Genomic DNA, 24,497 nt, shown 5'->3' with positions numbered 1-24,497 from the left:
TAGACCTCAGCCCTCCTCCCGCCCCCGGAAGGCCCGCCGGTACTCCCTCGGCGCCACACCCACCCTGGCCGTGAAGACCGGCCGCAGCGAGACCGCCGAGGCGAAGCCGCAGTGGGTGGCGACGGCGTCGACGGGCAGGTCGGTCTCCTCCAACAGGCGCTGGGCGGCCAGGACGCGCTGGTCGAGGAGCCAGCGCATCGGGGCGGCTCCGGTGGCGGCGGTGAACCGGCGTGCGAAGGTGCGTTCGGACATCAGGGCGGCGCCGGCCATCCGGCGCACCGTCCAGGGGGCGTCGAGGGAGGTCAGCACCTCCGCCCGGAGCCGGGCCAGCGGGTCGTCGCCGGCTGCGGCGTCCGGGACCGGGGAGGGGATGAACTGGGCCTGGCCGCCCGCCCGGAACGGCGCGGTGACCATGGCGCGGGCGATCGTGGCGGCGGCCTGCTGGCCGTGGGCGGTGCGGACGAGGTGCAGGCAGAGGTCGATGCCCGCCGCGACGCCCGCCGAGGTCCACAGGCCGTCGCCGCCGGTGAAGAGCACCTCAGGACGGACCGTCACCGCCGGGAAGCGGCGGGCGAGTTCCGGGGCGAGCGCCCAGTGGGTGGTGGCCTCGCGGCCGTCCAGCAGGCCGGCCTCGGCAAAAACGAAGGCGCCCGCGCAGAGCGAGGCGATCGGGACGCCGGCGGCGGAGACGGCCCGCAGGGCGTCCAGGATCTCCGGGCTCCGCCGGACGGCCGGGTCCTCGACGCCCGGCACCACCACCAGGTCGCAGTCGGCCAGCGCCGCGGGGCCGTGGTCGGGGACCCGCTCCAGCCCGCCGCCCAGCCGCACCCGGGCGCCCTCCGGCCCGCAGACCAGCAGGTCGAAGGCGGGCAGGCCGGGCCGGGAGGTCCGGTTCGCCCACACCTCGCCGATCACCGCGTAGTCGAAGGCCCGGACCCCGTCGAAGATCAGACACCCCACCGTTCGCATGGCAGGAACCTATGGCACGGGAACCCGTGGCAGGAATCCATCGATGGGTGGCTTCTCCGCCCATCACGCCTCCCCGGCGGCCCCGACCACCATGGTCGGCATGACCAACACCGACGCCTTCGACGCCCCGCTCACCCTCGACCCCGACGCCGTCCTGCTGCTCGTCGACGTCCAGAAGGGCTTCGAGGACGCCTCCTTCTGGGGCCCGCGCGACAACCCGCGGGCCGAGCAGCGGATGGCCGAACTGATCGCCACCTGGCAGGCCACCGGCCGGCCGATCGTCACCGTCCAGCACGCCTCGACGGCGGGCCCGCTCGCCGAGGGCACCCCGGGGTACGGGCTGAAGGACTTCGTCGCCGGCGTCACCCCCGCCCTGCACGTCACCAAGACCGTCAACAGCGCCTTCTACGGCACCCCGGACCTCCACGCCTGGCTCCAGGAGCGCGGCGCCCGGCAGGTGGTCGTCGCCGGGATCATCACCAACGTGTGCTGCGAGACCACAACCCGGATGGCCGGCAACCTCGGCTACGACGCGATCTTCCCCACCGACGCCATGCACTCCTTCGACATGACCGGCCCCGACGGCACCACCGTCCCCGCCGCCGAGCTCGCCCGCGCCACCGCGACGACCCTGCACGCCAACCGCTTCGCCAAGGTGGTCACGACCAGGGACGTCACCGAAGCCGCTACGGCCTGAACAGCGGCTCGTACACGGCGCCCTCCTCCTCCGCGTTGAGCAGCACGTACGAGGCCCCGAGGCCCAGCGCGCGCTCCCGCAGCCGCGTCAGGGCCTCGGCCGGGGAGGGAACGTCCAGCCCGAGCGCGGCGGCCGCCGCGTCCCGCTCGGCGTACAGCCCGGGCTCGTCCTCCAGGTACTCCTCGGCCGCCGCCTCGCTCTCCTCGACCGTCAGCCGCCGGCAGTCCCGCCACCACGGCACCGCCAGCAGCAGCCGGACCAGCTCCGGCACCCCGACGGCCAGCAGGGCCGCCCCGCCCTCGGAGTCGGCGTACAGCACCGGCCGCTCCTCGCCGCCCTCGCCGCACAGGAAGTAGGTGCCGCCCGCGCCGTCCTTGGCCAACGGCTCCAGGGCCTCGCCCGAGGCGAGCACGACCTCCTCACCGTGCTCGTAGACGTCGAGGGAGAAGTCGCCCGGCCAGGCCAGGAAGTCGGCGGCGGCGGAGTCGGCGCGGATCGCATCGAGGAGGGACATGGCGGCCACCCTACGAGGCGCCTCGGACAGGGCCCCGGGCCGCCGACCGCCCCGCCGACCGCCCCCGACCGCCCCGCCGGGGCACGGCGCCCAGGCACGTCGCCGGAAGGGAGTTGATCTCCCGGCGCCGCCGTTGTTGGGTGGCTCCTGCTGCCCTGCCCCCGGCGACGAAGGACCGTGACACGTGGACGAGAAGGTGGACGACCGAGCCGCCCGGGCCGCGCTCTTCGAGGAGCACCGCCCGCACCTGCGCGCCGTCGCGTACCGGATGCTCGGCTCGGTCGGCGAGGCCGAGGACGCCCTCCAGGACGCGTGGCTGCGCTACGACCGCACCGACACCGCCGACGTGGCCAACCTCGGCGGCTGGCTGACCACGGTGGTCTCGCGGGTCTGCCTGAACCTGCTGCGCACCCGCGCCCAGCGCCGCGAGGAGCCGCTGGAGCCCGCCGGTCCCGGCGGCGAGCCCGGGCCGCCGCGCATCCCGGACCCGCTGCTGCGGCGCGAGGGCGTGGTGGACCCGGAGCAGGAGGTGGTGCTCGCGGACTCGGTCGGGCTGGCGCTGATGGTGGTGATGGAGTCGCTGTCGCCGGCCGAGCGGGTCGCCTTCGTGCTGCACGACCTGTTCGCGGTGCCGTTCGAGGAGATCGCCCCGCTGATCGAGAAGACCGCCGCCGCCACCCGCCAGCTGGCCAGCCGGGCCCGCCGCAAGGTGCGGGGGCAGGCGCCCACCCCCGACCCGGACCTCGGCCGGCAGCGCGCGGCCGTGGACGCGTTCTTCGCCGCCGCCCGCAACGGCGACCTGGACGCGCTGGTCGCCGTGCTCGACCCGGACGTGGTGCTGCGCTCGGACGGCGGCACGGTGCTGGCCCGGCACACGGTGGTGCTCTCGGGCGCGGGCACGGTGGCCGGTCAGGCCGTCCTGTGGGGCACGCTGTCGCCGTTCGCCCGCCCGGCGCTGGTCAACGGCACCGCGGGCGCGGTGGTCATCGGCGACAACGGCCGGGCGCTGTCGATCATGGCGTTCACGGTGGTGGACGGCGCGATCGTCGCGATCGACGTGCTCACCGACCCGGAACGGCTGGCGGCGCTGGACCTCTCGGACTTCCGGGACGCCTGACCCCGGGGCGGCGGGGGTGGGAGGGCCCGGTCCGCCCTCCCGCCCCCGCTCCGCCGTCAGCGCCCGACCGCGCCGTCCAGCTGCTCGCGGATGATGTCCGCGTGCCCGGCGTGCCGCCCGGTCTCCTCGATCATGTGGACCAGCACCCACCGCAGCGAGGGCCCCTCGGCGGCCTCCGGCCGCAGCGAGCGCGCACCCGGCCGGTCCAGGTCCGGGGCGGCCGCGGCCACCGCGTTCGACCGCTCGATCGCCGCCCGGTAGCCGGCGAGCTCCGCGGCCACGGTCGCACCGTCCAGCGGCGCCTCGCCCGTCTTGCGCGGCTCGTCGCCCACGCCCCGGTAGGCCCAGGTGAACCAGTTGTCCTCGACCACGGCGAGGTGCCGCACCAGCCACAGCAGGCTGGTGCCGGAGGCGACGCCGGGGCGCCGGGCGTCCTCGTCGGCGACCCCGTCGAGCTTGGCGATCACCGCCGCGCGCAGGTAGTCCAGGAAGGCCAGCAGGGTGGTCGGCTCGTCCGCGTTCAGGCTCGGCGGACGGACGTCGGAGGGCTCGCTCGGAACGGTGGTCTCGGTCATCGCGCCACCCTAGCCAGCGCCGGAGCCCCGGGACAGCGACTTTGAGGAGGCGTCACCAGCCCTGCGCGACCACCCAGTCGGCCAGCTTCCGGGCGCAGTCGTCCACCGACTCCTTCCAGCTGTGCCCCGCGCCGTCCCCGGCCTCGTCGCTGACGTGCTTGACCAGCCGCACGGGAACGCCGGCCCGGTGCGCGACGGTGGCGACGGCGTAGCCCTCCATGTCCACCAGGTCGGCGTGCTCGGCGAGCCGGTCGCGGGCGTCCGGGTCGGAGACGAAGAGGTCGCCGGTGGCCAGCACCGGGCCGTCGCCCTTGCCGATCACCAGCGGTGCGCCGTACTCACGCCCGGTGAGCGCGTGCAGGGTGGTGGTGTCCAGGTCGTGCTGGATCACCTGGACCACGTGGTGGATGCCCTCCCAACCGGGACGCAGCGCACCGGCCGTGCCCAGGTTGATCACCTCGGAAGGCTTCTCGCCCTGCGCGAGGACGGTGGCCAGCGCGACGGCGGCGTTGACCTTCCCGATCCCGGTGAGCAGCACGGGCAGGCGGTCGTCCAGGTGGGCGGCCTCCTCGCGCACGGCGACGACGAGCAGCGGGCGGTCGGGCGAGATCGTTCCAAGCAGGCGCATACCTCCATCGTACGGAGCGAGGGGATGCCGCACCCGGGAACGCTCGTCCGCACCCGGCCCCCGCGCTCCGCCCGGCGGGGAACCGCGGAGGGGGCGGCCGGCGTCGGACGGTTCGCCACCTCTCGGGGCGACCGGCACGACCGGCACGACCGGCACGCGCGGCAGGGACCGGCACGCGCGGCAGGGACCGGCACGAGCGGTACTGGCGGTACGAGCGGTACGAGCGGTACCGGCGGTACGAACCGCCCCGGGGAACGTGCACGACATGCTCAAGATCGGCGCAAGTCGGGTGTGGTCGCGGGGAGTCACGGCCATACTGCTGCCATCGGTCGGACCCCGGGGACGGGCCCGGCCCCAGGGGAGGATGAGGCGGGTGGCAACACCAGTAGGCAGCGGCGCGTCCGGCGCCGCGTTCCCGGCACGGCCGAACCAGCCGCCGGGTACGGCGGTGGCGACGGCCGCACCGGCGGCGACGGCCGGGTCGGGGGGCCCTGCCGTCCCCGGAGCGGCCCCGCCCGCGCGGCCCGGCGGCGCTCCCCCGGCGCCCAGACCCGGCGGGGCGCCGGTGAAGCGCCCCTCGACGGCCGTCGCCACCGGTGTGCGCGCCCGGCTCGCCCAGGCCACCCGCACGCCCCCCGGCCGGCTGCGGCTGGCCGGTGTGGTGCTCGCGGTGCTCACCGTGGCCTTTGGGGGGCTCACCGCCTGGCAGTTGGAGACCAGGGCGCAGGCCGCCGACCGGGTGGTCTCGTACAGCCAGCCGCTCAGCCGGGACGCCGCCGAGATCCACCGCAACCTGGCCGACGCCGCCACCACCGCGGCGAGCGGCTTCCTGCTGGCCGGCGCCGAGCCCGACGAGGTCCGCAGCCGCTACGAGCAGGATGTCGCCACCGCCGCCAAGCTGATCGCCGAGGCCGCCGCCCGGACCACGGCGACCTCCCCCGCACAGGGCTCGCTCGCCCGACTGAACCAGCAACTCCCGGTGTACGCCGGCCTGGTGGAGACGGCGCGGGCCGACAACCGGCAGGGCATCCCGCTCGGCGGCGGCTACCTGCGGTACGCCTCCGAGCAGATGCAGACGGTGCTGCTGCCGACCGCCGCCGAACTGGCCGCCGCCGAGAACCAGGAGCTGTCCGACGACTACGCCGCCGCCGAGGCGGTGCCGTGGGCGGCGTACGGCCTGGCGCTGGTCACCCTGGCGGCGCTGGTCTGGGTGCAGTCGACGCTGTTCCGCCGCACCAACCGGGTGTTCAACATCGGACTGCTGGGCGCCACCGCCGCCGTGCTGGCCGGCTCCCTGTGGCTGACCGTCACCGGGCTGGCCACCGACTCGGCCCTCCACCGCAGCAGCCGCGAGGGCGCGAACCCGCTTCAGGCGCTCAACTCCGCCCGGGCGGACGTGCTGACGGCCCGGCTGGCGGAGAACCTGCACTTCGTCGCCCGCGGCTCGACCACCAGGTACGCCGACCAGTGGGCGAAGGCCGCCGAGAACCTGGCCGGCGCCGAGAAGACTCCACCGGGCCGGTACAGCGGCTCCCTGGCGGATGCCTTCTACAAGGCGCCGGAGGCCGCCAGGCCGAGCATCCAGGAGGCCAGGAACCAGTTCGACGAGTGGCGCCGGCGGCACGACGCGGCCCGGGTCCGGGAGGTGAGCGACGCCGACTACCAGGGCGCCCTGGAGGCCACCGTGACGGCCACGGGCGACGCGGCCACCGCCGACGCCGCCTTCAACGCCACCGACAGGGCGCTCGCCCAGGCCGCCGACATCGAGCAGGACCGCTTCACGAAGGCCGCCGAGGGCACCGGCGGGGACCTGCGCGCCGCCGGCGTCGCCGCCGCGCTGCTCGGCCTGCTGGCCGCGGCCGCCGCGCTGCGGGGCCTGGGCCGACGACTGGCCGAGTACCGGTAACGGGCAAGGGGGAGACCGACCGATGCGCAACAGGACCTTCCGGAGAACCACCAGGCCCGCCGCCGCGCTGGCCCTGCTGGCGGCCGGCGCGGCCGTGCTCGCCGGGGGCGGCCCGGTCGGCGCCGCACCCGCGGCCGCGACCGCCGCGCCCCTGGCCGTACAGCAGGAGCAGACACCGGGCGACGGCTGCGACGTCTACAAGAGCGTGCCGCCGAGCACCGAGGACGGCCCCGCCGTCAAGGCCATCAAGGCCAAGCGCAGCCTGGTGATCGGCGTGGACCAGAACAGCTACCGCTGGGGCGCCCGCAACCCGAACACCGGGCAGATCGAGGGCTTCGACATCGACCTCGCCCGGGCGATCGGCGCGGCCGTCATGGGCGACCCGGAGAAGGTGGTGCTCAAGCCGGTGGCCACGGCCGACCGGATGGACGCCATCAAGAAGGGCCGGGTCGACCTGATCGTCCGCACCATGACGATCAACTGCAAGCGGATGGAGGACGTCGCCTTCTCCAAGCCGTACTTCAACATCAGCCAGCGCGTCCTGGTGCCGAAGTCGTCGCCGGCGAAGAACATCGACGACGCGGTCAAGGACAAGGCGGTCTGCGCCGCCGACGGCTCCACCGCGCTGAACATCGTCAAGGAGAAGAAGACCGCCCGGCAGGTCGTCACGGTGGAGAACCAGCTGGACTGCCTGGTCCTGATGCAGCTCGGCAAGGTCGACGCCACCATGACCGACAACGGCCTGGCGGCCGGCCAGGCCGCGCAGGACCAGACCGTGCGGATCGTGGACGGCGAGGCGCAGCCGGAGGTGATCGGCGTCGCCATGCTGAAGGACAGCACCGACCTGACTGCCCGCGTCAACCAGGTCCTGGCCGACTACTACGCGCGCGGCGACTGGGCCCGTTCGTACGAGCACTGGCTCAAGCCGTACATGCTCAACGAGGCCGATCACTACTGGCCCGGCTCACACTGAGGCGGCGTCCGGCCGGCCCGGCGGCGACGCGCGGGGCCGGCCCGCGGCGACGCGGAGGACGGCGCGGGGGAGGTAGCGCGCGCGCCGTCAGCGGGGCGTTGACGGCGCCTTGACGCCCCGCGCCCGCTCCGCCGCAACGGCCACCGGTTAGGGTTCGGGACGATCACCACGGGGAGACCGGTGGTGGACACGGGGGTTGTCGTGGGACCGCACGTCAGGCACGTCGGGATCGCACGCGAGGAAGGAAGGACACCGCGGTGGCGGCATCGGCTGGCCCGGCACTGAGCCGGGAGGAGGTCGACCGCGCGCTCGCCCGCCTCGGCGCGGAGCGGGACGCGGTCGAGTCGGCGCTGCTCGCCCTCCAGGACCACCCGGGCCTGCGGCTGCTGGACGGCGCCGAGCTGTCCGGGCGCACCCTGGAACGCTGGTCCGTCGCCGGCAAGGGCCTGCCACTGCTCTGGGCGCTGTTCGACCGCTACTCCGAGGCGCTGGCCTCGGCCCGTGCCGTCCGGGCCCGCAAGGCCAAGCCCGGCGCGCCCGAACTGGCCGAGCTGAGCGAGCTGCTGACCGGCGACGCGGTGACCGTCCCCGGCGGGGTGGTGCCGGACGGCCCGCAGGTGCTCGGTGCGCCCGCCAAGCTGGTCGAGCGGATCAGCCTGGAGGCGCTGATGGCCCGGATGAACTCCTGGTACGCCACCGTGCTGGAGGTGGTCAGCGCCGCCGACGCGGTCTGGTCGGCACTGCCGGCCCGGATCGACCTGCTGCTGGCCGAGCTCCAGCGGGTGCGCACCCTGGCCGCCTCGCTCGGCGTGCGCACCGGCGGCCACCCGCTGGGCGACGACCTGGCCGGGATCGAGCAGGACCTCACCGCGCTGCGCACCGAGGTGCACGGGGACCCGCTGGCGCTGTGGCGCCCGGCCCGGGTGCCCGCCCAGCGCGGCACCGTCCCGGAGGGCTCGGCCTTCGCCGGCCCGGCCGGGGTGGTGGACACCGAGCGGTTCGACCGGGCCGGGCGGGCGCTGGACGGCGTCCGGCTGGAGCTGGAGGACCTGCTGCGGCTGCGCGACGAGGCCGAGGATCGCCTCCAGGGCGTCGGCGACCTGCTCCAGCGGGCCGACGCCACCCTGGCCGAGGCCCGCCGGGCGCGCGGCGAGGTGCTGGCGAAGATAGCGTCCAGCGACGTCCCGGCGGTGCCGGGCCCCGCCTCAGCGCTGCGCGAGCGGATCGTCGCCGCGCTTGACCTGCGCCAGGCCGGGCAGTGGGGCCGGCTGGCGCCGCTGCTGGACGCGTTGGAGGACGCCGCCGCCAAGGAGCTGGGCCGGGCCCGGCAGTCGCTCACCGAGGTGACCCAGCCGCTGGCCGTCCGGGCCGAGCTGCGCGGCCGGCTGGACGCCTACAAGGCGATGGCGGCCCGGCTGCGGGTCGCCGAGGACCCGGAAGTGGTCGAACGGTACGAGAAGGCGCGCTGGCTGCTCTGGAGCGCGCCCTGCGACCTGCGGGCGGCGGCCGCCGCGGTGGCCCGGTTCCAGCAGTCGCTGCGCCCGGCCCACGCCGAGGCCGAGCCCGGGCGGGCTCAGGAGGCGGCCGGCCCGGCGCCGGGCGCCTCGCAGGTTCAGGACGGACAGGCTCAGGACGGACAGGCTCAGGGGGGCTGAGGTTGATGGGCGGGACGTGCGAACGGCCGGAGTGCTCCGGCAGCGGCAGGATCGACGCCGACGGCTACTGCGACGAGTGCGGGCTCGCACCGGCGGGCGGGACCACCACGGCGCCCACGGCCGGGACCACCTCGGCGACCACGACCGGAACGACCGGGGCAGCCGCGCCCGCCGGGCCCGGCTCGCCCTGTCCGCGCGACTGCTCCGGCAGCATCGACCCGGACGGCTACTGCGACGAGTGCGGCCTGACCCCGCCCGCCGACGACACCGGCGTCACCCAGCCCTACGTCCCCTCCGCCCGGGTCTCCGGCGGCTCCGGGCACACCGGCTCGGGGCACACCGGCTCCGCCCGTTCGCCGTCGGCCCGCACCGGCTCGGCGCGCTCGATGTCCGGCCGCTCCCGCTCGCACCGCTCGACCCGTACCGGCAGCGGCCGCTCGCTCTCGGTCCGCTCCACCCGGGGCAGCGCCTCCGCGGGCACCCGCAACCGGCTGGGCGCCGGTCTGGTCACCGTGCCGACCGTCGAGGCGGCCGACCCGTCCCGGGCCGTCCTGGCCGACGCCGAGGTGCCCGAGCGCAAGCGGTTCTGCTCCAGGTGCGACGCCCCGGTGGGCCGGGAGAAGAACGGCCGCCCGGGCCGCCCGGACGGCTTCTGCACCAAGTGCGGCACGCCGTACTCGTTCACGCCCAAGCTGCGCCGCGGCGACCTGGTCGGCGGGCAGTACGAGGTGGTGGGCTGCCTGGCGCACGGCGGGCTCGGCTGGATCTACCTGGCGGTGGACCGGCGGGTCAACGACAAGTGGGTGGTACTCAAGGGCCTGCTGGACACCGGGGACGAGGACGCGCTCGCGGTGGCCGTCGCCGAGCGGCGCTTCCTGGCCGAGGTGGACCACCCGAACATCGTCCGGATCATCAACTTCGCCGAGCACCCGGACCTGCGCACCGGTGCCACCGACGGCTACATCGTGATGGAGTACGTCGGCGGGAAGTCGCTCAAGGACATCGCCAACGAGCGCCGCACCCCGGACGGCCGGCGCGAGCCGCTGCCGGTCGAGCAGGCGATCGCGTACGCGCTGGAGGCGCTGCCGGCCCTGGGCTACCTGCACGGCCGGGGCCTGGTCTACTGCGACTTCAAGATCGACAACGTGATCCAGAGCGGCGACGCGCTCAAGATCATAGACATGGGCGCGGTCCGCCGACTCGACGACGACGGCCCGATCTACGGCACCATCGGCTACCAGGCCCCGGAGATCGCCACCGACGGCCCCTCGGCCGCCTCCGACCTGTACACCGTGGCCCGCACCCTCGCGGTGCTCACCTTCGACTTCCAGGGCTACAGCAGCACCTACCGCGACTCACTGCCCGGCCCCGAGCAGGTCGAGATCTTCGCCCGGTACGAGTCGTACTACCGCTTCCTGGTCCGCGCCACCGACCCGGACCCGGCCCGCCGCTTCGCCTCCGCCGAGGAGATGGCCGACCAGCTCACCGGCGTGCTGCGGGAGGTGCTGGCCCTCCAGGACGACCGGCCCAGGCCCGCGCCCTCCACCCTGTTCGGCCCCGAACTGCGCGTCGTGGACACCGAGTTGGTGCTTCCCACCGAGCAGGCCGGGAAGCTCGCGGTGGCCCCGCTGGACCCGGCCGCCGCCGCCCTCGCGCTGCCCGTCCCGCGGGTCGACCCGGGCGACCCCAACGCCGGCTTCCTGGCCGTCCTGGTCACCCCCGACCCCGAGGAGACGCTCGCCGCGCTGGCCGCCGCACCCACCGTCTCGGTCGAGAGCCGGCTGCGCGAGCTGCGCGCCCTGCTCGAACTCGGCCGCCACGAGGACGCCGTGAGCCGGCTCGCCGAGCTGGAGCGGGACCAGCCGGACGACTGGCGGGTGGTCTGGTACCGCGGCCTGACCGCGCTGGTCGGCGGCGGGGACTCCCGACTCCGGGCCGAAGGGCGCGCCGGCGCCGAAAGCGAGGAGCGAGGGAGCGGCGCAGGGGCGAGGGAGCGACGACCGTCGGCGCCGGGCCAGGAGCGCCCGGAGGCGAGCGGGCGAGTCACAGCCGCCGCGGAGGCCTTCGACGCGGTCTACGACGCCTTCCCCGGCGAGGCCGCGCCCAAGCTGGCCCTCGCCATCTGCGCCGAACTGCTCGGCGACGGCGGCGACGCGGCCGAGTTCTACCGGCTGGTGTGGGCCACCGACCACGCCTACCTGAGCGCCGCCTTCGGGCTGGCCCGGGTCCGGCTGGCCGAGGAGGACCGGACCGGCGCGGTCCGCGTCCTGGAGACCGTCCCGGCCACCTCCAGCCAGTACACCGCCGCCCGGATCGCCGCCGTCCGGGCCCGGCTGCGCGAGCGCCGGCCCACCGACGACCTGGCCGCCGACCTCGACGCGAGCTCCGCTCAGCTGACCGCGCTGCGGCTGGACGACCGCCGCCGCGAGGAGCTCGCCGTCGAGGTGCTCGACGCGGCCCTCGGCTGGGTCGGCGCCGAGGCGGCCGCCGGCCGGCGGGCCACCGGACTGGTGGTCCTGGGACGTCCCGCACAGGAGCGGGAACTGCGCTTCGCCCTGGAGCAGTCCTACCGGGTACTCGCCCGGTTGGCCGACCGGGCCGAGAACAGGATCGAGATGGTGGAACGGGCCAACCGAGCCCGTCCCAGGACGTGGGTGTAGCAGATGCCGCAGCAGACCGAGTGCCCGAGCTGTTCGGAGCCGATGGAGCCGGAGGACGCCTACTGCGGCTCCTGCGGGACGGGCCGGGACGGCCGGGCGGCCCCCGGCTCGATGCCGGCGAGCTGGGCCGCCGCACGCGGCGAGGCCGTACCGTCGCCGCGCGGGCCGGTCTGCGTGCACTGCGGGCAGCCGCAGGTCGCCCCGGACGGCTACTGCGAGGGCTGCGGCAGCGCCCAGCCGCGCCCGCGCGACCACATGGAGAAGGCCCTCGGGGGCGTCGCCGGGGTCAGCGACCGCGGCGTGCGCCACCACCGCAACGAGGACTCCTTCACCGTCGCCGCGACCTCGCTGCCCGGCGGCGAGCCGGTCGTGGTCGCCGTGGTGTGCGACGGCGTCTCCTCCTCCGACCGCCCCGACGAGGCCTCGGAGACCGCCGTCGACGCCGCCTCCGAGTCGCTGCTGACCGCCCTGGAGGCCGGCCGGGACCCGAACCAGGCGATGCGCCAGGCCATCGCCGACGCCGCGCAGGCCGTCGCCGACCTCGCCACCGACGGCGCCGGCCCCACCCGGCCCGACCTCAACGCGCCCGCCTGCACCTACGTCAGCGCGATAGCCGCTGGCGGCCGGGTCACCATCGGGTGGGTCGGCGACACCCGGGCGTACTGGATCCCGGACGACCGCGCCGCCGCGGAGCCGTTCCGGCTCACCCAGGACGACTCCTGGGCGGCCCGGATGGTCGAGGCCGGGCTGATGAGCGAGGCCGAGGCCTACTCCGACCCGCGCGCGCACGCGATCACCGGCTGGCTCGGCGCCGACGCCGAGGAGGTCGTGCCGCACACCCTCGACTTCACCCCGCACGTCCCCGGCGTGGTGCTGATCTGCACCGACGGCCTGTGGAACTACGCCGAGGCGGCCACCGACCTGGCGTACTACGTGCGCCCGGACGCCCGCACCGAGCCGCTCGCCACGGCGCAGACCCTGGTGAAGTTCGCGGTCGCGGCCGGCGGCCACGACAACATCACCGTCGCCGTGCTGCCGATCGACCCGCCGGCCGCCGCCGAGGACGCCGACCAGACCCCGACCGCGCTGGACCTGCCGGTGATCGCTCCGCGACCGGCCCCGGCGGCGGACGGCGGGGACGGCGGGGACGACGAGGACCACGACCCGACCCTGCCGGACCTCCCGGTGATCGGTTCCGCCGCGGCCCCGCTGCCCCCGGTCCCGCCCGCACCCCCGGAGGTCCCCCCGGCGCCGCCCGTCCCGCCGCAGCCGCCGCACCCGCCGACGGCCTGACCGACCACCCGCCGGACGCCCCGGCGCCACGACCCGCCGGCCCGCCCGGCGGGCCGCCCCACCGTCCTGAGCACGTCCACCCCTCACCCGACGGGAGTCGACCGCCCCATGGCAACACTGGCGAAGCCGAGTCTGCCCAGGTTCCACGTGGAGATCTTCCAGAACGAGTACCTGGCCGACGGCGCCCGCGAGGTCAACGCCATCGTCACCGTCACCGCGACCGGCGGCGGCACCTCCGGCGGCCGGCCGCTCGGCTTCGCCGACGCCACCCCGGCGGGCACCGGGACGGCGGCGGCCGTGGTCATCCTGGTGGACTGCTCGGGCTCGATGGACTACCCCAAGACCAAGATCAACGGCGCTCGCGAGGCCACCGCCGCCGCCGTCGACGCGCTGCGCGACGGCACCGCCTTCGCCGTGGTCGCCGGCACCCACGAGGCCCGCGACATCTACCCCGGCGACGGCACCCTCGCGATCGCCTCCGCCACCACCCGCGAGCAGGCCAAGGACTCGCTGCGCCGGCTCACCGCGGCCGGCGGCACCGCGATGGGCACCTGGCTGGCCAAGGCCGACAAGCTCTTCCTGACCCGCCACGACATCGCCATCCGGCACGCCATCCTGCTCACCGACGGCAACAACGAGCACGAGTCGGCCGAGGACCTGGCCCGCAACATCGAGCGGGTGACCGGCCACTTCACCGCCGACTGCCGCGGCGTGGGCACCGACTGGCGGATCGACGAGCTGCGCCGGATCTCCTCGGCGCTGCTCGGCACCACCGACATCGTCGCCGAGCCCTCCGGCCTGGCCGAGGACTTCCGCTCGATGATGGCCGGCGCGATGGGCAAGCAGGTCGCCGACGTCGCGCTGCGGATCTGGACCCCGGCCAACGCCACGGTCCGGTTCGTCAAGCAGGTCGCCCCCGCGGTCGAGGACCTGACCTCCCGCCGCACCGAGGCCGGCCCCCGGGCCGGCGACTACCCGACCGGCTCCTGGGGCGACGAGAGCCGCGACTACCACGTCTGCGTCGAGGTGCCGGCCGCCGCGGTCGGCAACGAGATGCTGGCCGCCCGGGTCAGCCTGGTGCTGCCCGAGCAGGTCGCCGGCGGCACCCCCGAGGTGCTCACCCAGGGCCTGGTCAAGGCGGTCTGGACGGACGACCTGGCCTCCTCCACCCGGATCAGCCCACAGGTCGCCCACTACACCGGGCAGGCCGAGCTCGCCTCCTCCATCCAGGAGGGCCTGGAGGCCCACCGGGCCGGGGACGTCGACCGCGCGACCGCCAAGCTGGGCGCCGCCGTCCGGATCGCACACGCGACCGGGAACGAGGGCACCTACAGGCTGCTCCAGAAGGTGGTGGACGTGGTGGACCCGAAGGAGGGTACGGTTCGGTTCCGTAAGAACGTGAGCGAGGCCGACTCGATGACCCTTGAGACCCGGTCGACCAAGACGGTACGTGTGAAGAAGTGACCGCTGAAGACGTGACCGGGCCGGCACCCCGGCGCGACGCCGCACCGCGCCGGCCCGAAACGAGGGGGACCTGATGCCGATCTGCCCGAGGGGCCACGAGTCGCAGGCCGAGGACTGGTGCGACTTCTGCGGCTTCCCGATGACTCCGCCGGCCCCCACCCCGGGGGCGCACGGAGGCTACCCGGGGGCACCCGGGAGCGACCCCGCGCCCGGTGCGCACGCCGGGCACCCGGGGTACGGTGGCGCCTCCTTCGGCGCGCCGACGCCTCCGCCGCCGATGCCGCCGGGCGCCGTCCCGCCGCACGGGGCTCCGCTGCCGCCGCCCGGCATGGTGCCCCCGCCGCAGCACGGGGCCGTACCCCCGCAGGGCGCCGCCCAGCCGCACGGAGCCGTCCCGCCGCACGGGGCCGTCCCGCCGCACACCGGGCCGCAGGGCCTCACCGCGGGTCTGGCCGTCTGCCCGATCTGCCGCAGCCCCCAGACCGGACGGTTCTGCGAGGAGTGCGGCTACGACTACGAGCTCTCCACGCCCTCGCACCGCCAGGTGCCCGGCGCCGGCCACACTCCGCCCGGCCCGGCCCAGCAGCCGCCGCTGAACATCCCGCCGGCCTACGGCGGCACCCCGCCGCAGGCCCCGGCCGGCCACTCCCAGGCCGGTCAGCCGCCGTTCGGCCAGCCCCCGTTCGGGCAGCCGCCCCTCGGCCAGCCTCCCCTCGGCCAGCCCCAGTTCGGCCAGCCGCCGGCGGCCCAGCAGGCCGTCGCCCCGCCCGTCCCGCAGCAGCCGCAGGCCCCGGCGCACCCCCACACCTACGGCTACCCGCCCTCCTCGCCCGGCATCGGGCAGGAAGGGCCCACGCCCGAGGGCGCGTTCCCCGACCCGGCGGTGCGCGAGGACTCCGGCCCGGTGTACGCCCAGCCGGCCGGCCCCGGCCCGAACAACCGCGGCGGCGACTTCGGCACCTCCTTCAACCTGGCCCCGCCGCAGCCCCAGGAGCCCGCCCCGGCCGAGCCGGTGCGGACCAACTGGATCGCCGTGGTCTCGGCCGACCGGGACTACTTCACCGAGATGATGGCCCGCAGCGGCCCCGAGGCGGCCGGCCTGTTCTTCCCGCCGTACTGCCCCGAGCGCCGGATCCCGCTGACCGGCCGCGGCCAGCTGCGGATCGGGCGGCGCAGCCAGCACCGCGGCACCGTCCCGGAGATCGACCTGTCCGTCCCGCCGGAGGACCCGGGTGCCTCGCACCAGCACGCGCTACTCGCCGAACAGGCGGACGGCAGCTGGGTCCTGGTGGACCAGGACTCGACCAACGGCACCACCATGAACGGCGGCGCGGAGCCGATCACCCCGCACGTCGCCGTGCCGCTGAACGACGGCGACCGGATCCACATCGGCGCCTGGACCACCATCACCGTGCACCGCGGCTGAAAGGCCGTGAACTGAAAGTCCGTCCGATCATTTCCCGACGGTCGATCAGCGCAGATCATCGCCAACTCCGGCCGGGCCGGGCGGAATTCGACATCCGCCCGGCCCGGATTTGTTTGCACCGCCTTTAAAATGTCCGCAAATTCGCTCGCACAGATGTGCACAGGAGCCTTCACAACCCCTAGGCTCATGGCACATGACTGCTGCTATATCCGCTGACGGCATCCGCCAGCGGTACGGGGATGTGCAGGCCGTCGACGGGGTGTCCCTCACCGTCGAGGCCGGCGAGTTCTACGGGATCCTGGGCCCCAACGGCGCCGGGAAGACCACCACGATGGAGATCCTGGAGGGCGTCCGGAAACCGGACGAGGGCCGGATCGAGCTGCTGGGCATGGAGCCCTGGCCGCGCAATCCGAAACTGCTGCCGCGAATCGGCGTGCAGTTCCAGGCGACCGCTTTCTTCCGCAAGTTGACGGCCCGGGAGACCATCCGCACCTTCGCGTCCTTCTACGGGGTCGGCCCCAGGCGGGCCGACGCGATGCTGGAGCGGGTCGGCCTCTCGGACAAGGCCGAGACCCTGACCGACCAGATGTCCGGCGGCCAGGCCCAGCGCCTGTCGATCGCCTGCGCACTGGCCCACGACCCGGAACTCGTCTTCCTGGACGAGCCCACCACCGGCCTTGACCCGCAGTCCCGGCGCAACCTCTGGGACCTCCTGCGGGACATCAACGCCGAGGGCCGCACCGTCGTGCTGACCACCCACTACCTGGACGAGGCCGAGGTGCTCTGCGACCGGGTCTCGATCATGGACCACGGCAGGATCCTGCACACCGGCGCCCCGGCGGCGCTGATCCGCGAGATCGACGACACCGTCCGGATCAGCGTGGCCTCCGGCCAGCTCCCGCTCGACCGGGCCCGGGAGCTGATGACCGCGGCCGGCGCGGACATCGCCAACCTCGAGGACGACACCGTCTCGCTCTCCGTCTCCACCCGCCTTCCGGCCCCGGTCCTCAGCGTCCTCGCCGAGCAGAACGCGCTGCGCGGCCTGGAAGTGCGCGGCGCCACCCTGGAGGACGTCTTCCTCCAGCTGACCGGACGGGAGTTCCGCGCATGACCGCCACCACCCCCACTAAGCCGCAGGCCGCCGGCGAGCGGGAGCGGGTCAGCGCGTTCTGGAGCCTGTCCCGCGCCATGCTGCTCGGGATGAAGCGCGACCGCACCGCGACCTTCTTCATCCTGCTCTTCCCGCTGGTGTTCCTGGTCTTCTTCGGCACCGTGACCAAGGGCTCCGGCAGCCCCCACGCCAAGGTCGCGCAGGTCGGCGCGGTGAAGCTGTTCGACTCCATCCAGGGCAACGAGCGGGCCGGGCTGGACAAGGTCCTCACCATCACGAAGACCGACGACGAGGCCGCCACCCTGGAGAAGGTCCGCAAGGGCGACTACGACGCGCTGATCAAGCAGGGCCCGGACGGCAAGGTCGAGCTGCGCTACACCGCCGCCGACCAGGTCCGCGCCGGCGCGCTCCAGGGCATCCTCAACTCGGTGGTCCAGAACGCCAACCAGGCGGCCACCGGCCAGAAGCCGGCCTTCGTGCTGGACTCCCAGCAGGTCGAGGACAAGTCGCTCAAGCCGATCCAGTTCCTGACCCCCGGCCTGCTCGGCTGGGCCGTCGCCACCGGCGCGGTGTTCGGTGCCGCGCTGACGCTGGTCAACTGGCGCAAGTCCAAGGTGCTGCGCCGGCTGCGGCTGGCCCCGATCAACGCCGGAACCGTGGTCAGCTCCCGGATCCTGGTGTCGCTGCTGACCGCCTTCCTGCAGACCGCCGTCTTCCTGGTGGTCGCGACGAGCTTCTTCGGACTGAAGCTCACCGGCAACTGGTGGCTGGTCATCCCGCTGGTGGCCTGCGCGACGCTCGCCTTCATGTCGATCGGCCTGCTGGCCGGCTCGGTCGCCAAGACCGAGGAGGCGGCCAACGGCATCTCGCAGATCATCGTGCTGCCGATGTCCTTCCTGTCCGGCTCGTTCTTCCCGCTGGACGGGGCCCCGGGCTGGCTGAAGGGCGTCTCCCAGGTCATGCCGCTGCACTACCTGGTCGACTCCGCCCAGTCGGTGCTCACCCGCGGCGGCGGCGTCATGGACGCCCTGCCGACCATGGGCGGCCTGCTGCTCTTCGCGGCGGTGCTGACCGGCATCTCCTGGAAGCTGTTCCGCTGGGAGGACTGACCCTCCCCGGCTGACGTCCGCAGACCTGTCCTCAGACCTGTCCGCGGACATCAGCCGACCGGCGTCCGCCGGTCGACGTCCACCGATCCCGACGGGGTCGTACGCCTTTGGTCCCGGTGTACGACCCCGTCGGCGTCTGCGACCATGGTCGGGTGACAGAGATCCGGCGAGGCACGCTGAGCGAGGAGACCTTCTACGACCAGGTCGGCGGTGAGCCGACCTTCCGACGGCTGGTCCACCGGTTCTACGAGGGCATCGCCCAGGACGAGCTGCTGCGGCCGATGTACCCCGAGGAGGACCTCGGGCCGGCCGAGGAGCGGATGACGCTCTTCCTGATGCAGTACTGGGGCGGCCCGCGCACCTACAGCGAGCAGCGCGGCCACCCGCGGCTGCGGATGCGGCACGTGCCGTTCAAGGTCGACAAGGCCGCGCACGACGCCTGGCTCACCCACATGCGGGCGGCCGTGGCGAGCCTGGAGCTGTCGGCCGAGCACGAGCGGCAGCTGCTCGAGTACCTGACGTACGCCGCCGCCTCGATGATCAACACCCCGGGCTGAACCGGCCCGTCCCCGGGATCCGGCCGGGGGTCACCATGCTCCGGCAGGCGGTCACCTGATCCGGCCTGGGGTCACCGGACCGGGCTCAGCCCCAGCCCCGCACCCGGCGCGGCCACGGTGCGCACCACCACCGAGCCCGCCGGGGCGCTCAGCCGCAGCCAGCCGCCCGCCCGGTGCACGGTCAGCGGGGCGTCGGGCCGCAGGAAGCCGATCACGTACGCGGCGTGCGGCACCCGCAGCGGCAGCTCGGGCAGCGCGGTGACCGGCCGGGACCAGATCTCGTCGGCCAGCGCGTCCAGCACCGCGCGGGTGCGGTGGTGCGCCGGGACGGCCTCGCTGCGCTCGCGGAACTCCCGCACCCCGGCCATCAGTTCGGGGTACACCTCGGCCACCGACGGGGCGCCGACCGGCCGCCAGCCGGTGCGCGGCGGCAGCATCCCGGCCCAGGCCGGGCCGGTCACCGGCGCGGGCAGCGCGACGGCGCCCGCGTCGGCGTCCACACCGTCCAGCAACTGGCCCGCCGAGACGGTCAGGTCCACCGCCTCGTCCAGGCCGCTCAGCCGCACGGTGCGGATCGCCAGCGCACCACTGCCACCCAGCGGCAGCCGTCCGAAGACAGCCAGCACGCCGTCCCCCTCACCCGGGCCCACCGCCTGGATCCGGACGGCCGCCGCCCGGTCGAAGCGCAGCAGGCGCAGCAGGAAGGCGGAGAGGTCGGCGGCCTCCCCGGTGTCGGTCAGGGCGAGACGGGCGGTGATGGTCACAGTCGTTCAGCTCGAATCGTCAGGTGGGGTCAGACGGTGGCGACTGCCGGCTCTTCGTCCATGAAGCGGCCGAGGAACTCCCGCTCCACCGGCGAGATCCGGCGCGGCCGGCCCTCGGCCAGATCGTAGGGGACGACCACGGTGGACGCCCGGACGTACACGATGTCGCCGCCGTCCTCGGCGATGTCCTTGATCTCGTACGAGACGGTCAGCGAGGCGCCGCCGATCCTGGTCACCCAGGTCTCGATGGTGACCGGCTCGGGCCGGTGCACCAGCGGGCGCTTGTAGTCGATCTCGTGGCGGGCCACCACCGAGCCGCCCGCGAACTCCCCGGCGCCGGCCGCGGCGGCCTGGGTGAACATGAAGTCGATCCGGGCCTCCTCCAGGTAGCGCAGGAAGACCACGTTGTTGACGTGTCCGAAGGCGTCCATGTCGGACCAGCGCAGCGGGCAGGCGTAGATGTGGCGAGCCACGGAAGTTCTCCTCGGTGTCCGGTCGCCCGCCGGCGCCGTTCCTCGGCGTCGGCCGGCGGTGGCGCAGAGCGTCACGCGACGGGCGATGGCGACGGGCGGTGGCGACGGGCGGTGGCGACGGGCCGCGGCCCGGCAGGCCGCCCCGGAGGGCAGTCTGCCGGGCCGTTGTGACGGCTGGGTGTCAGCCTCGGGTCAGCTTCTTGTACGTGGCCCGGTGCGGACGGGCGGCGTCGGCGCCGAGCCGCTCGATCTTGTTCTTCTCGTACGACTCGAAGTTGCCCTCGAACCAGAACCACTTGCTCTCGCCCTCGTAGGCGAGGATGTGGGTGGCCACTCGGTCCAGGAACCAGCGGTCGTGGGAGATGACCACGGCGCAGCCGGGGAACTCCAGCAGGGCGTTCTCCAGCGAGGAGAGCGTCTCGACGTCGAGGTCGTTGGTGGGCTCGTCGAGGAGCAGCAGGTTGCCGCCCTGCTTGAGGGTGAGCGCCAGGTTCAGGCGGTTGCGCTCACCACCGGAGAGCACGCCGGCCGGCTTCTGCTGGTCCGGGCCCTTGAAGCCGAAGGCCGACACGTAGGCGCGGGACGGCATCTCGACCTGGCCGACGTTGATCCAGTCCAGACCGTCGGAGACGACCTCCCAGAGGGTCTTCTTCGGGTCGATGTTGGCGCGCGACTGGTCGACGTAGCTGATCTTGACCGTCTCGCCGACCTTGACCGTGCCGCTGTCCGGGGTCTCCAGGTCCTGGAGCATCTTGAACAGGGTGGTCTTGCCGGCGCCGTTCGGGCCGATGATGCCGACGATGCCGTTGCGCGGCAGGGTGAAGCTCAGGTCGTCGATCAGGACCTTCTCACCGAAGGCCTTGTTGAGGTTCTCGACCTCGATGACGACGCTGCCCAGACGCGGGCCCGGCGGGATCTGGATCTCCTCGAAGTCCAGCTTCCGCATCTTGTCGGCCTCGGCCGCCATCTCCTCGTAGCGGGCCAGACGGGCCTTGGACTTCGCCTGGCGGCCCTTGGCGTTGGAGCGGACCCACTCCAGCTCCTCCTTGAGGCGCTTGGCGCGCTTGGCGTCCTTCTGCCCCTCGACCTTGAGACGCGACTGCTTGGTCTCCAGGTAGGTGGAGTAGTTGCCCTCGTACGGGTAGGCGCGGCCGCGGTCGAGCTCCAGGATCCACTCGGCGACGTTGTCCAGGAAGTACCGGTCGTGGGTGACGGCCACGACGGTGCCCTTGTACTTCTCCAGGTGCTGCTCCAGCCAGTTCACCGACTCGGCGTCCAGGTGGTTGGTGGGCTCGTCGAGCAGCAGCAGGTCGGGGGCCTCCAGCAGCAGCTTGCAGAGCGCGACGCGGCGCTTCTCACCACCGGAGAGCTTGGTGACCGGCCAGTCGCCGGGCGGGCAGCCCAGGGCGTCCATGGCCTGCTCCAGCTGGGCGTCCAGGTCCCAGGCCTCGGCGTGGTCCAGGTCCTCCTGGAGCTTGCCCATCTCGTCCAGCAGGGCGTCCGAGTAGTCGGTCGCCATCAGCTCGGCGATCTCGTTGAAGCGGTTGAGCTTCCCCTTGATCTCCTTGACGCCGTCCTCGACGTTCTCCAGGACCGTCTTGGTCTCGTCGAGCGGGGGCTCCTGGAGGAGCATGCCGACGGTGAAGCCCGGCGAGAGGAAGGCGTCGCCGTTGGAGGGGTGCTCCAGGCCGGCCATCATCTTGAGCACGGTGGACTTACCGGCACCGTTGGGGCCCACGACGCCGATCTTCGCTCCGGGGAGGAAGCTGAGCGTCACGTCGTCAAGGATGACCTTGTCTCCGTGAGCCTTGCGCACCTTGCGCATCGTGTAGATGTATTCCGCCACGTGAGATCGCTCCGGCGTCGTCGGGAGTAATTCGGCTTGCAGCCTTCCATTGTGCCGCACCCGGCCCGGAGGCCCGAATCGCCCAGGTGACCCCTTGGGGGTATCCGGAGCCCCTCCCCGCCCGCCGCGGCCCCGACGCTCCCGCCCCACCGGCAACACCCCGGCCGGCCGGGCCCCGTGGACACGCCGGCCGGGCCCCGGACGCGGGACGGCCCGGCTCCCCGCAGCGGGTGCGGGGAGCCGGGCCGGTTGCCGCTCTCAGGGCCTCGGGAGGTCAGTGCCTCCCGGCCCGCTCGGGCGGTTCGGTCGGTTCGGCCGGTTCAGCCGGTCCGACCGGTTCAGGCGGTGGTGCGGCCGTGGCGGCCGCGGCGGCGCAGGACGAAGACGGCGGCGCCACCGGCCACGACCAGGCCACCGGCGACGGCGGCGAGGATCGGGGTGGAGTCATTGGCACCGGTCTGGGCCAGGCCACCGGTGCCCGGGGCAGCGCTGGTGGTCGCCGGGGCCGGCTGACCGGCGCCGTTGCTCGGGGTGCCCGACGGGGTCGCGGCGGGGGTGCCCGACGGGGTCGCGGCCGGGGTGGTCGGGGCCGGGGTCGGGGTCACGCCGACCTTGCAGTCCAGGACGCCCGTGAACTGCTTGGTGTAGCCGTTCGGGCCGGTCACGGTGAAGTCGTAGTTGGCCTTCTCCTCGACCTTGACGAGCACGCTCTCGGTCTTGCCCGGCTGGACGGCGACCTGCTGCTTGCCGACCGTGACGGTGGCGGCCTCGTCACCGTTGTTGGTGACGGACACCCGCACGCCGCCGGCGGCGCACTCCTCCTTGGCGGAGCTGTCGATCAGCGCGCCCTTGCCCTGCTTCCAGGTGGCCTTGGCACCGGCCGCGACGTTCACCTTGGTGGAGCTGGCCAGGATCATGGTCTGGCTGTGGCGGCCCTGCTTGTCCACCTTGCTCATGAAGACCCGGCCGCTGAGCACGTTGGCCTCGGCGGTGGCGCTGATGGCGGCCTTGCCGTCCGGGGTGCCGGCCGGCACGTCCAGGAACAGCGGGGTGTCCTTGCCGATCGGGCCGGCCAGGCTGCCGTTGACCGGCTTGTTGTCCTTGTCCAGCAGCTTGACCTTGTCCGCGGCGTCGCCGGTGACGCTCAGCTTGACCTCGTTCGCGCTGGAGTTCAGCAGGAACGGGCCGAGCTTGCCGCCCGACTTCCCGGAGGCCGAGTCCGGGGAGATCGTCAGCGAGGGCTTCGGCTCGGCCGCGACGCCCTTGTTGGCGTCGCCGACCAGGTAGTCGCGCAGCTTCTTGGCCTTCTCGTTGCGCGGGACGGCGTCCTTGTTGTCCGAGAACTTCCAGATCGCGGCCTGGGTGCCGGCGGCGGCGTCCGCCTCGCTCAGGCCCTCGATGTGGCTGTTCGTGATCAGGGACGCCAGGGTCGCCTGCGGGTACGAGTTGTCCAGGATCCAGCGGATCTTGGGGGCGTTGGCGTTGCTGTTGAGGGAGCTCGACGCCCAGTCCGCCTCGTGGTACTTGGCGCTGCTGTCCAGGTAGACCGGGTTGTCGAAGTCGATGCAGTACGTCCGGAGCTTCTCGCCGGCGTCCGTCTTGAGGGTGAACAGACCACCGTCGACGGTCCTGTTCCCGACATCGATCTTCTCGCCGAGCATCTCGTTCTGGACCTCGGCGGTCACGCCCGAGGTCGGAGCGGCGGCGCCGGCCGCGGCCGCCGCACCGGCCGCGAACAGGCCTCCGCCCAACGCCAAGCTGGTCGTGAGCATGACAGTGGTTATCCGGGACAGACTCCGCCCCTGCCTCTGGAACATCTGGGATCCCTCCGGGCCGGGCCGCACCGAATGGGCGGCCCGCCGACTTGCCGTCCCGCGCGTGCCCCCTGTGGCGCCGCTGCGGGTATGAACCAGACGAATCCTATTGAGCCCCGGAGGCCCCGAAACCCCCATGCGAAATCAGGACGATTCCGTATCTGGATCGTTATCAATCCCCTCAGGTCCCACACAAGCTGACGACCGACCAGAAACTCGCGTGCGGTTTTCTGTTATCCCGTCGGATTGCGCACGCGGGTACAACGACCATCTCGATCAACATATTTGTCGACAGGAAGGTCACCGACCCGTCGGATCAGAGCGCCCCTCCGGCGTCACCTCCCCGCTCTCGCCCGGGCGCCTCGCCCGACTCCCCCGCCGCCGCCCGCCCGCCCGCCGGCAGCGCCCGTACGGCGGCTGCCGCCAGCGGTGCCGGGGCCGGGGCGGGCGCCGCCCCGTACGGCGCCCCGGAACCCCTGCGCGCCTCCACCGCGCTGACGATCCACTCCGGCACCACCTCACCCCCGACCTCCGCGCCCCCCGGCCCGGGACCGGCCGGCGGCTGCCCGCGCACCCCCGCCGCCCACCGGAACGCCGTGGTACCACGGGTGAGATCGTGCCCGACCGATCGCGCGTCGATCTCGACCCGGCTCCGCTTCACCTCCCCCTCCGTCCACTCGCGCACCCGCAGCCGACCGCTCACCAGCACCGGATCGCCCTTGGCCAGCGAGCCGATCAGGTTGACCGCCAGCGCCCGCCAGGCCGTCACCGTCACCCACTGCGTCTCGCCGTCCACCCAGCACTCGCGCTGCCGGTCGTACCTCCGCTCGGTGCAGGCGAGCCGGAAGTTGGCCATCGGCACCCCGCCGCTGGTTTCGCCGTAGCTCACCTCCGTCGCCACATTGCCGATCACCGTCACATGCGTCTCACTCACGGCACACCCTCC

General features: G+C 73.9%; 21 protein-coding genes. 12 read left to right on the top strand and 9 right to left on the bottom strand.

Features of this window, described 5'->3' with window-relative positions; genetic code table 11:
• Positions 1-6: 6 nt before the first annotated feature.
• Positions 7-969, bottom strand: coding sequence for a GlxA family transcriptional regulator (locus ACGF0D_RS28070; RefSeq protein ID WP_392920902.1), 963 nt, complete (start codon positions 967-969; stop codon positions 7-9).
• 100 nt (positions 970-1,069) lie between these two features.
• Here ACGF0D_RS28070 and ACGF0D_RS28065 point away from each other — a divergent pair, with 100 nt between their 5' ends.
• Positions 1,070-1,666 carry a cysteine hydrolase family protein gene (locus tag ACGF0D_RS28065; protein WP_392878873.1) on the top strand — a complete coding sequence of 199 codons (597 nt, stop codon included), beginning with the start codon at positions 1,070-1,072 and terminating at the stop codon, positions 1,664-1,666.
• On the opposite strand, the gene ACGF0D_RS28060 is transcribed toward ACGF0D_RS28065, so the two are convergent.
• Positions 1,656-2,180: a hypothetical protein gene (locus ACGF0D_RS28060; RefSeq protein ID WP_392920900.1), complete on the bottom strand. Its 525-nt coding sequence runs from the start codon at positions 2,178-2,180 to the stop codon at positions 1,656-1,658. The genes ACGF0D_RS28065 and ACGF0D_RS28060 overlap by 11 nt on opposite strands.
• A gap of 184 nt (positions 2,181-2,364) precedes the next feature.
• Between ACGF0D_RS28060 and ACGF0D_RS28055 the strand changes: the two genes are divergently transcribed.
• Entirely contained in the window at positions 2,365-3,297 is a 933-nt protein-coding gene (locus ACGF0D_RS28055; RefSeq protein WP_392878733.1) for a sigma-70 family RNA polymerase sigma factor, read from the top strand.
• 56 nt (positions 3,298-3,353) lie between these two features.
• Here ACGF0D_RS28055 and ACGF0D_RS28050 read toward each other — a convergent pair whose 3' ends face one another.
• Complete coding sequence (locus ACGF0D_RS28050; RefSeq protein WP_392878736.1) at positions 3,354-3,872, bottom strand: DinB family protein; 519 nt, start codon at positions 3,870-3,872, stop codon at positions 3,354-3,356.
• Positions 3,873-3,924: 52 nt separating this feature from the next.
• The gene (locus tag ACGF0D_RS28045) at positions 3,925-4,500 is read right to left on the bottom strand and encodes a nucleosidase (protein ID WP_392878738.1); all 576 of its coding nucleotides are present in this window, start codon (positions 4,498-4,500) and stop codon (positions 3,925-3,927) included.
• 565 nt (positions 4,501-5,065) lie between these two features.
• Between ACGF0D_RS28045 and ACGF0D_RS28040 the strand changes: the two genes are divergently transcribed.
• The 10 genes from ACGF0D_RS28040 (at position 5,066) to ACGF0D_RS27995 (ending at position 18,654) form a co-directional block, all read left to right on the top strand.
• Positions 5,066-6,406, top strand: a complete 1,341-nt coding sequence (locus ACGF0D_RS28040) for a hypothetical protein (protein ID WP_392920897.1) — start codon at positions 5,066-5,068, stop codon at positions 6,404-6,406.
• Between the two features lie 22 nt (positions 6,407-6,428).
• Entirely contained in the window at positions 6,429-7,379 is a 951-nt protein-coding gene (locus tag ACGF0D_RS28035) for a glutamate ABC transporter substrate-binding protein (RefSeq protein WP_392878744.1), read from the top strand.
• A 257-nt stretch (positions 7,380-7,636) separates the two neighbouring features.
• Entirely contained in the window at positions 7,637-9,034 is a 1,398-nt protein-coding gene (locus ACGF0D_RS28030) for a hypothetical protein (protein ID WP_392920894.1), read from the top strand.
• Positions 9,035-9,039: 5 nt separating this feature from the next.
• Entirely contained in the window at positions 9,040-11,694 is a 2,655-nt protein-coding gene (locus ACGF0D_RS28025) for a tetratricopeptide repeat protein (protein ID WP_392920891.1), read from the top strand.
• 3 nt (positions 11,695-11,697) lie between these two features.
• Positions 11,698-12,987, top strand: coding sequence for a protein phosphatase 2C domain-containing protein (locus ACGF0D_RS28020; RefSeq protein WP_392920889.1), 1,290 nt, complete (start codon positions 11,698-11,700; stop codon positions 12,985-12,987).
• A gap of 108 nt (positions 12,988-13,095) precedes the next feature.
• Complete coding sequence (locus tag ACGF0D_RS28015; protein WP_392878755.1) at positions 13,096-14,451, top strand: VWA domain-containing protein; 1,356 nt, start codon at positions 13,096-13,098, stop codon at positions 14,449-14,451.
• Positions 14,452-14,524: 73 nt separating this feature from the next.
• Positions 14,525-15,877, top strand: a complete 1,353-nt coding sequence (locus tag ACGF0D_RS28010) for an FHA domain-containing protein (RefSeq protein WP_392920886.1) — start codon at positions 14,525-14,527, stop codon at positions 15,875-15,877.
• A gap of 193 nt (positions 15,878-16,070) precedes the next feature.
• Positions 16,071-16,988, top strand: a complete 918-nt coding sequence (locus ACGF0D_RS28005; protein ID WP_392878760.1) for an ABC transporter ATP-binding protein — start codon at positions 16,071-16,073, stop codon at positions 16,986-16,988.
• Positions 16,985-18,097: an ABC transporter permease gene (locus ACGF0D_RS28000; protein WP_392920883.1), complete on the top strand. Its 1,113-nt coding sequence runs from the start codon at positions 16,985-16,987 to the stop codon at positions 18,095-18,097. The genes ACGF0D_RS28005 and ACGF0D_RS28000 overlap by 4 nt, the downstream gene beginning before the upstream one ends.
• Before the next feature lie 152 nt (positions 18,098-18,249).
• Entirely contained in the window at positions 18,250-18,654 is a 405-nt protein-coding gene (locus ACGF0D_RS27995; protein WP_392878766.1) for a globin, read from the top strand.
• A 71-nt stretch (positions 18,655-18,725) separates the two neighbouring features.
• Here ACGF0D_RS27995 and ACGF0D_RS27990 read toward each other — a convergent pair whose 3' ends face one another.
• The 5 genes from ACGF0D_RS27990 to ACGF0D_RS27970 all read right to left on the bottom strand — a co-directional run bounded on the left by ACGF0D_RS27990 (position 18,726) and on the right by ACGF0D_RS27970 (position 24,485).
• A complete protein-coding gene (locus ACGF0D_RS27990) occupies positions 18,726-19,418 on the bottom strand; it encodes a hypothetical protein (protein ID WP_392920880.1) in 693 nt (230 codons plus the stop codon).
• Between the two features lie 29 nt (positions 19,419-19,447).
• The gene (locus ACGF0D_RS27985; RefSeq protein ID WP_392920877.1) at positions 19,448-19,891 is read right to left on the bottom strand and encodes an acyl-CoA thioesterase; all 444 of its coding nucleotides are present in this window, start codon (positions 19,889-19,891) and stop codon (positions 19,448-19,450) included.
• A 181-nt stretch (positions 19,892-20,072) separates the two neighbouring features.
• Positions 20,073-21,737 (bottom strand): energy-dependent translational throttle protein EttA, encoded by a 1,665-nt coding sequence (gene ettA, locus ACGF0D_RS27980; RefSeq protein ID WP_380457732.1) that lies wholly within the window; start codon positions 21,735-21,737, stop codon positions 20,073-20,075.
• A 338-nt stretch (positions 21,738-22,075) separates the two neighbouring features.
• Entirely contained in the window at positions 22,076-23,509 is a 1,434-nt protein-coding gene (locus ACGF0D_RS27975) for a Cys-Gln thioester bond-forming surface protein (RefSeq protein WP_392878774.1), read from the bottom strand.
• Positions 23,510-23,867: 358 nt separating this feature from the next.
• Complete coding sequence (locus tag ACGF0D_RS27970; RefSeq protein WP_392920874.1) at positions 23,868-24,485, bottom strand: single-stranded DNA-binding protein; 618 nt, start codon at positions 24,483-24,485, stop codon at positions 23,868-23,870.
• Positions 24,486-24,497 lie beyond the last annotated feature (12 nt).

It is taken from the genome of Kitasatospora sp. NPDC048298 (assembly GCF_043201465.1).
In the GTDB taxonomy this organism is placed as follows: Bacteria; Actinomycetota; Actinomycetes; order Streptomycetales; family Streptomycetaceae; genus Kitasatospora.
Note: the sequence above shows the minus strand (reverse complement) of the source record. Positions and strands in the feature narration are given on the sequence as shown.

Bases quoted from the DNA above. Each gene is read 5' to 3' on its own strand.
- ACGF0D_RS28010 (WP_392920886.1), top strand. From the start codon at position 14,525: ATGCCGATCTGCCCGAGGGGCCACGAGTCGCAGGCCGAGGACTGGTGC.
- ACGF0D_RS28050 (WP_392878736.1), bottom strand. From the start codon at position 3,872: ATGACCGAGACCACCGTTCCGAGCGAGCCCTCCGACGTCCGTCCGCCG.
- ACGF0D_RS28035 (WP_392878744.1), top strand. From the start codon at position 6,429: ATGCGCAACAGGACCTTCCGGAGAACCACCAGGCCCGCCGCCGCGCTG.
- ACGF0D_RS28070 (WP_392920902.1), bottom strand. From the start codon at position 969: ATGCGAACGGTGGGGTGTCTGATCTTCGACGGGGTCCGGGCCTTCGAC.
- ACGF0D_RS28065 (WP_392878873.1), top strand. From the start codon at position 1,070: ATGACCAACACCGACGCCTTCGACGCCCCGCTCACCCTCGACCCCGAC.
- ACGF0D_RS28000 (WP_392920883.1), top strand. From the start codon at position 16,985: ATGACCGCCACCACCCCCACTAAGCCGCAGGCCGCCGGCGAGCGGGAG.
- ACGF0D_RS28015 (WP_392878755.1), top strand. From the start codon at position 13,096: ATGGCAACACTGGCGAAGCCGAGTCTGCCCAGGTTCCACGTGGAGATC.
- ACGF0D_RS28005 (WP_392878760.1), top strand. From the start codon at position 16,071: ATGACTGCTGCTATATCCGCTGACGGCATCCGCCAGCGGTACGGGGAT.
- ACGF0D_RS28025 (WP_392920891.1), top strand. From the start codon at position 9,040: ATGGGCGGGACGTGCGAACGGCCGGAGTGCTCCGGCAGCGGCAGGATC.
- ACGF0D_RS28020 (WP_392920889.1), top strand. From the start codon at position 11,698: ATGCCGCAGCAGACCGAGTGCCCGAGCTGTTCGGAGCCGATGGAGCCG.
- ACGF0D_RS28060 (WP_392920900.1), bottom strand. From the start codon at position 2,180: ATGTCCCTCCTCGATGCGATCCGCGCCGACTCCGCCGCCGCCGACTTC.
- ACGF0D_RS27975 (WP_392878774.1), bottom strand. From the start codon at position 23,509: ATGCTCACGACCAGCTTGGCGTTGGGCGGAGGCCTGTTCGCGGCCGGT.
- ACGF0D_RS28045 (WP_392878738.1), bottom strand. From the start codon at position 4,500: ATGCGCCTGCTTGGAACGATCTCGCCCGACCGCCCGCTGCTCGTCGTC.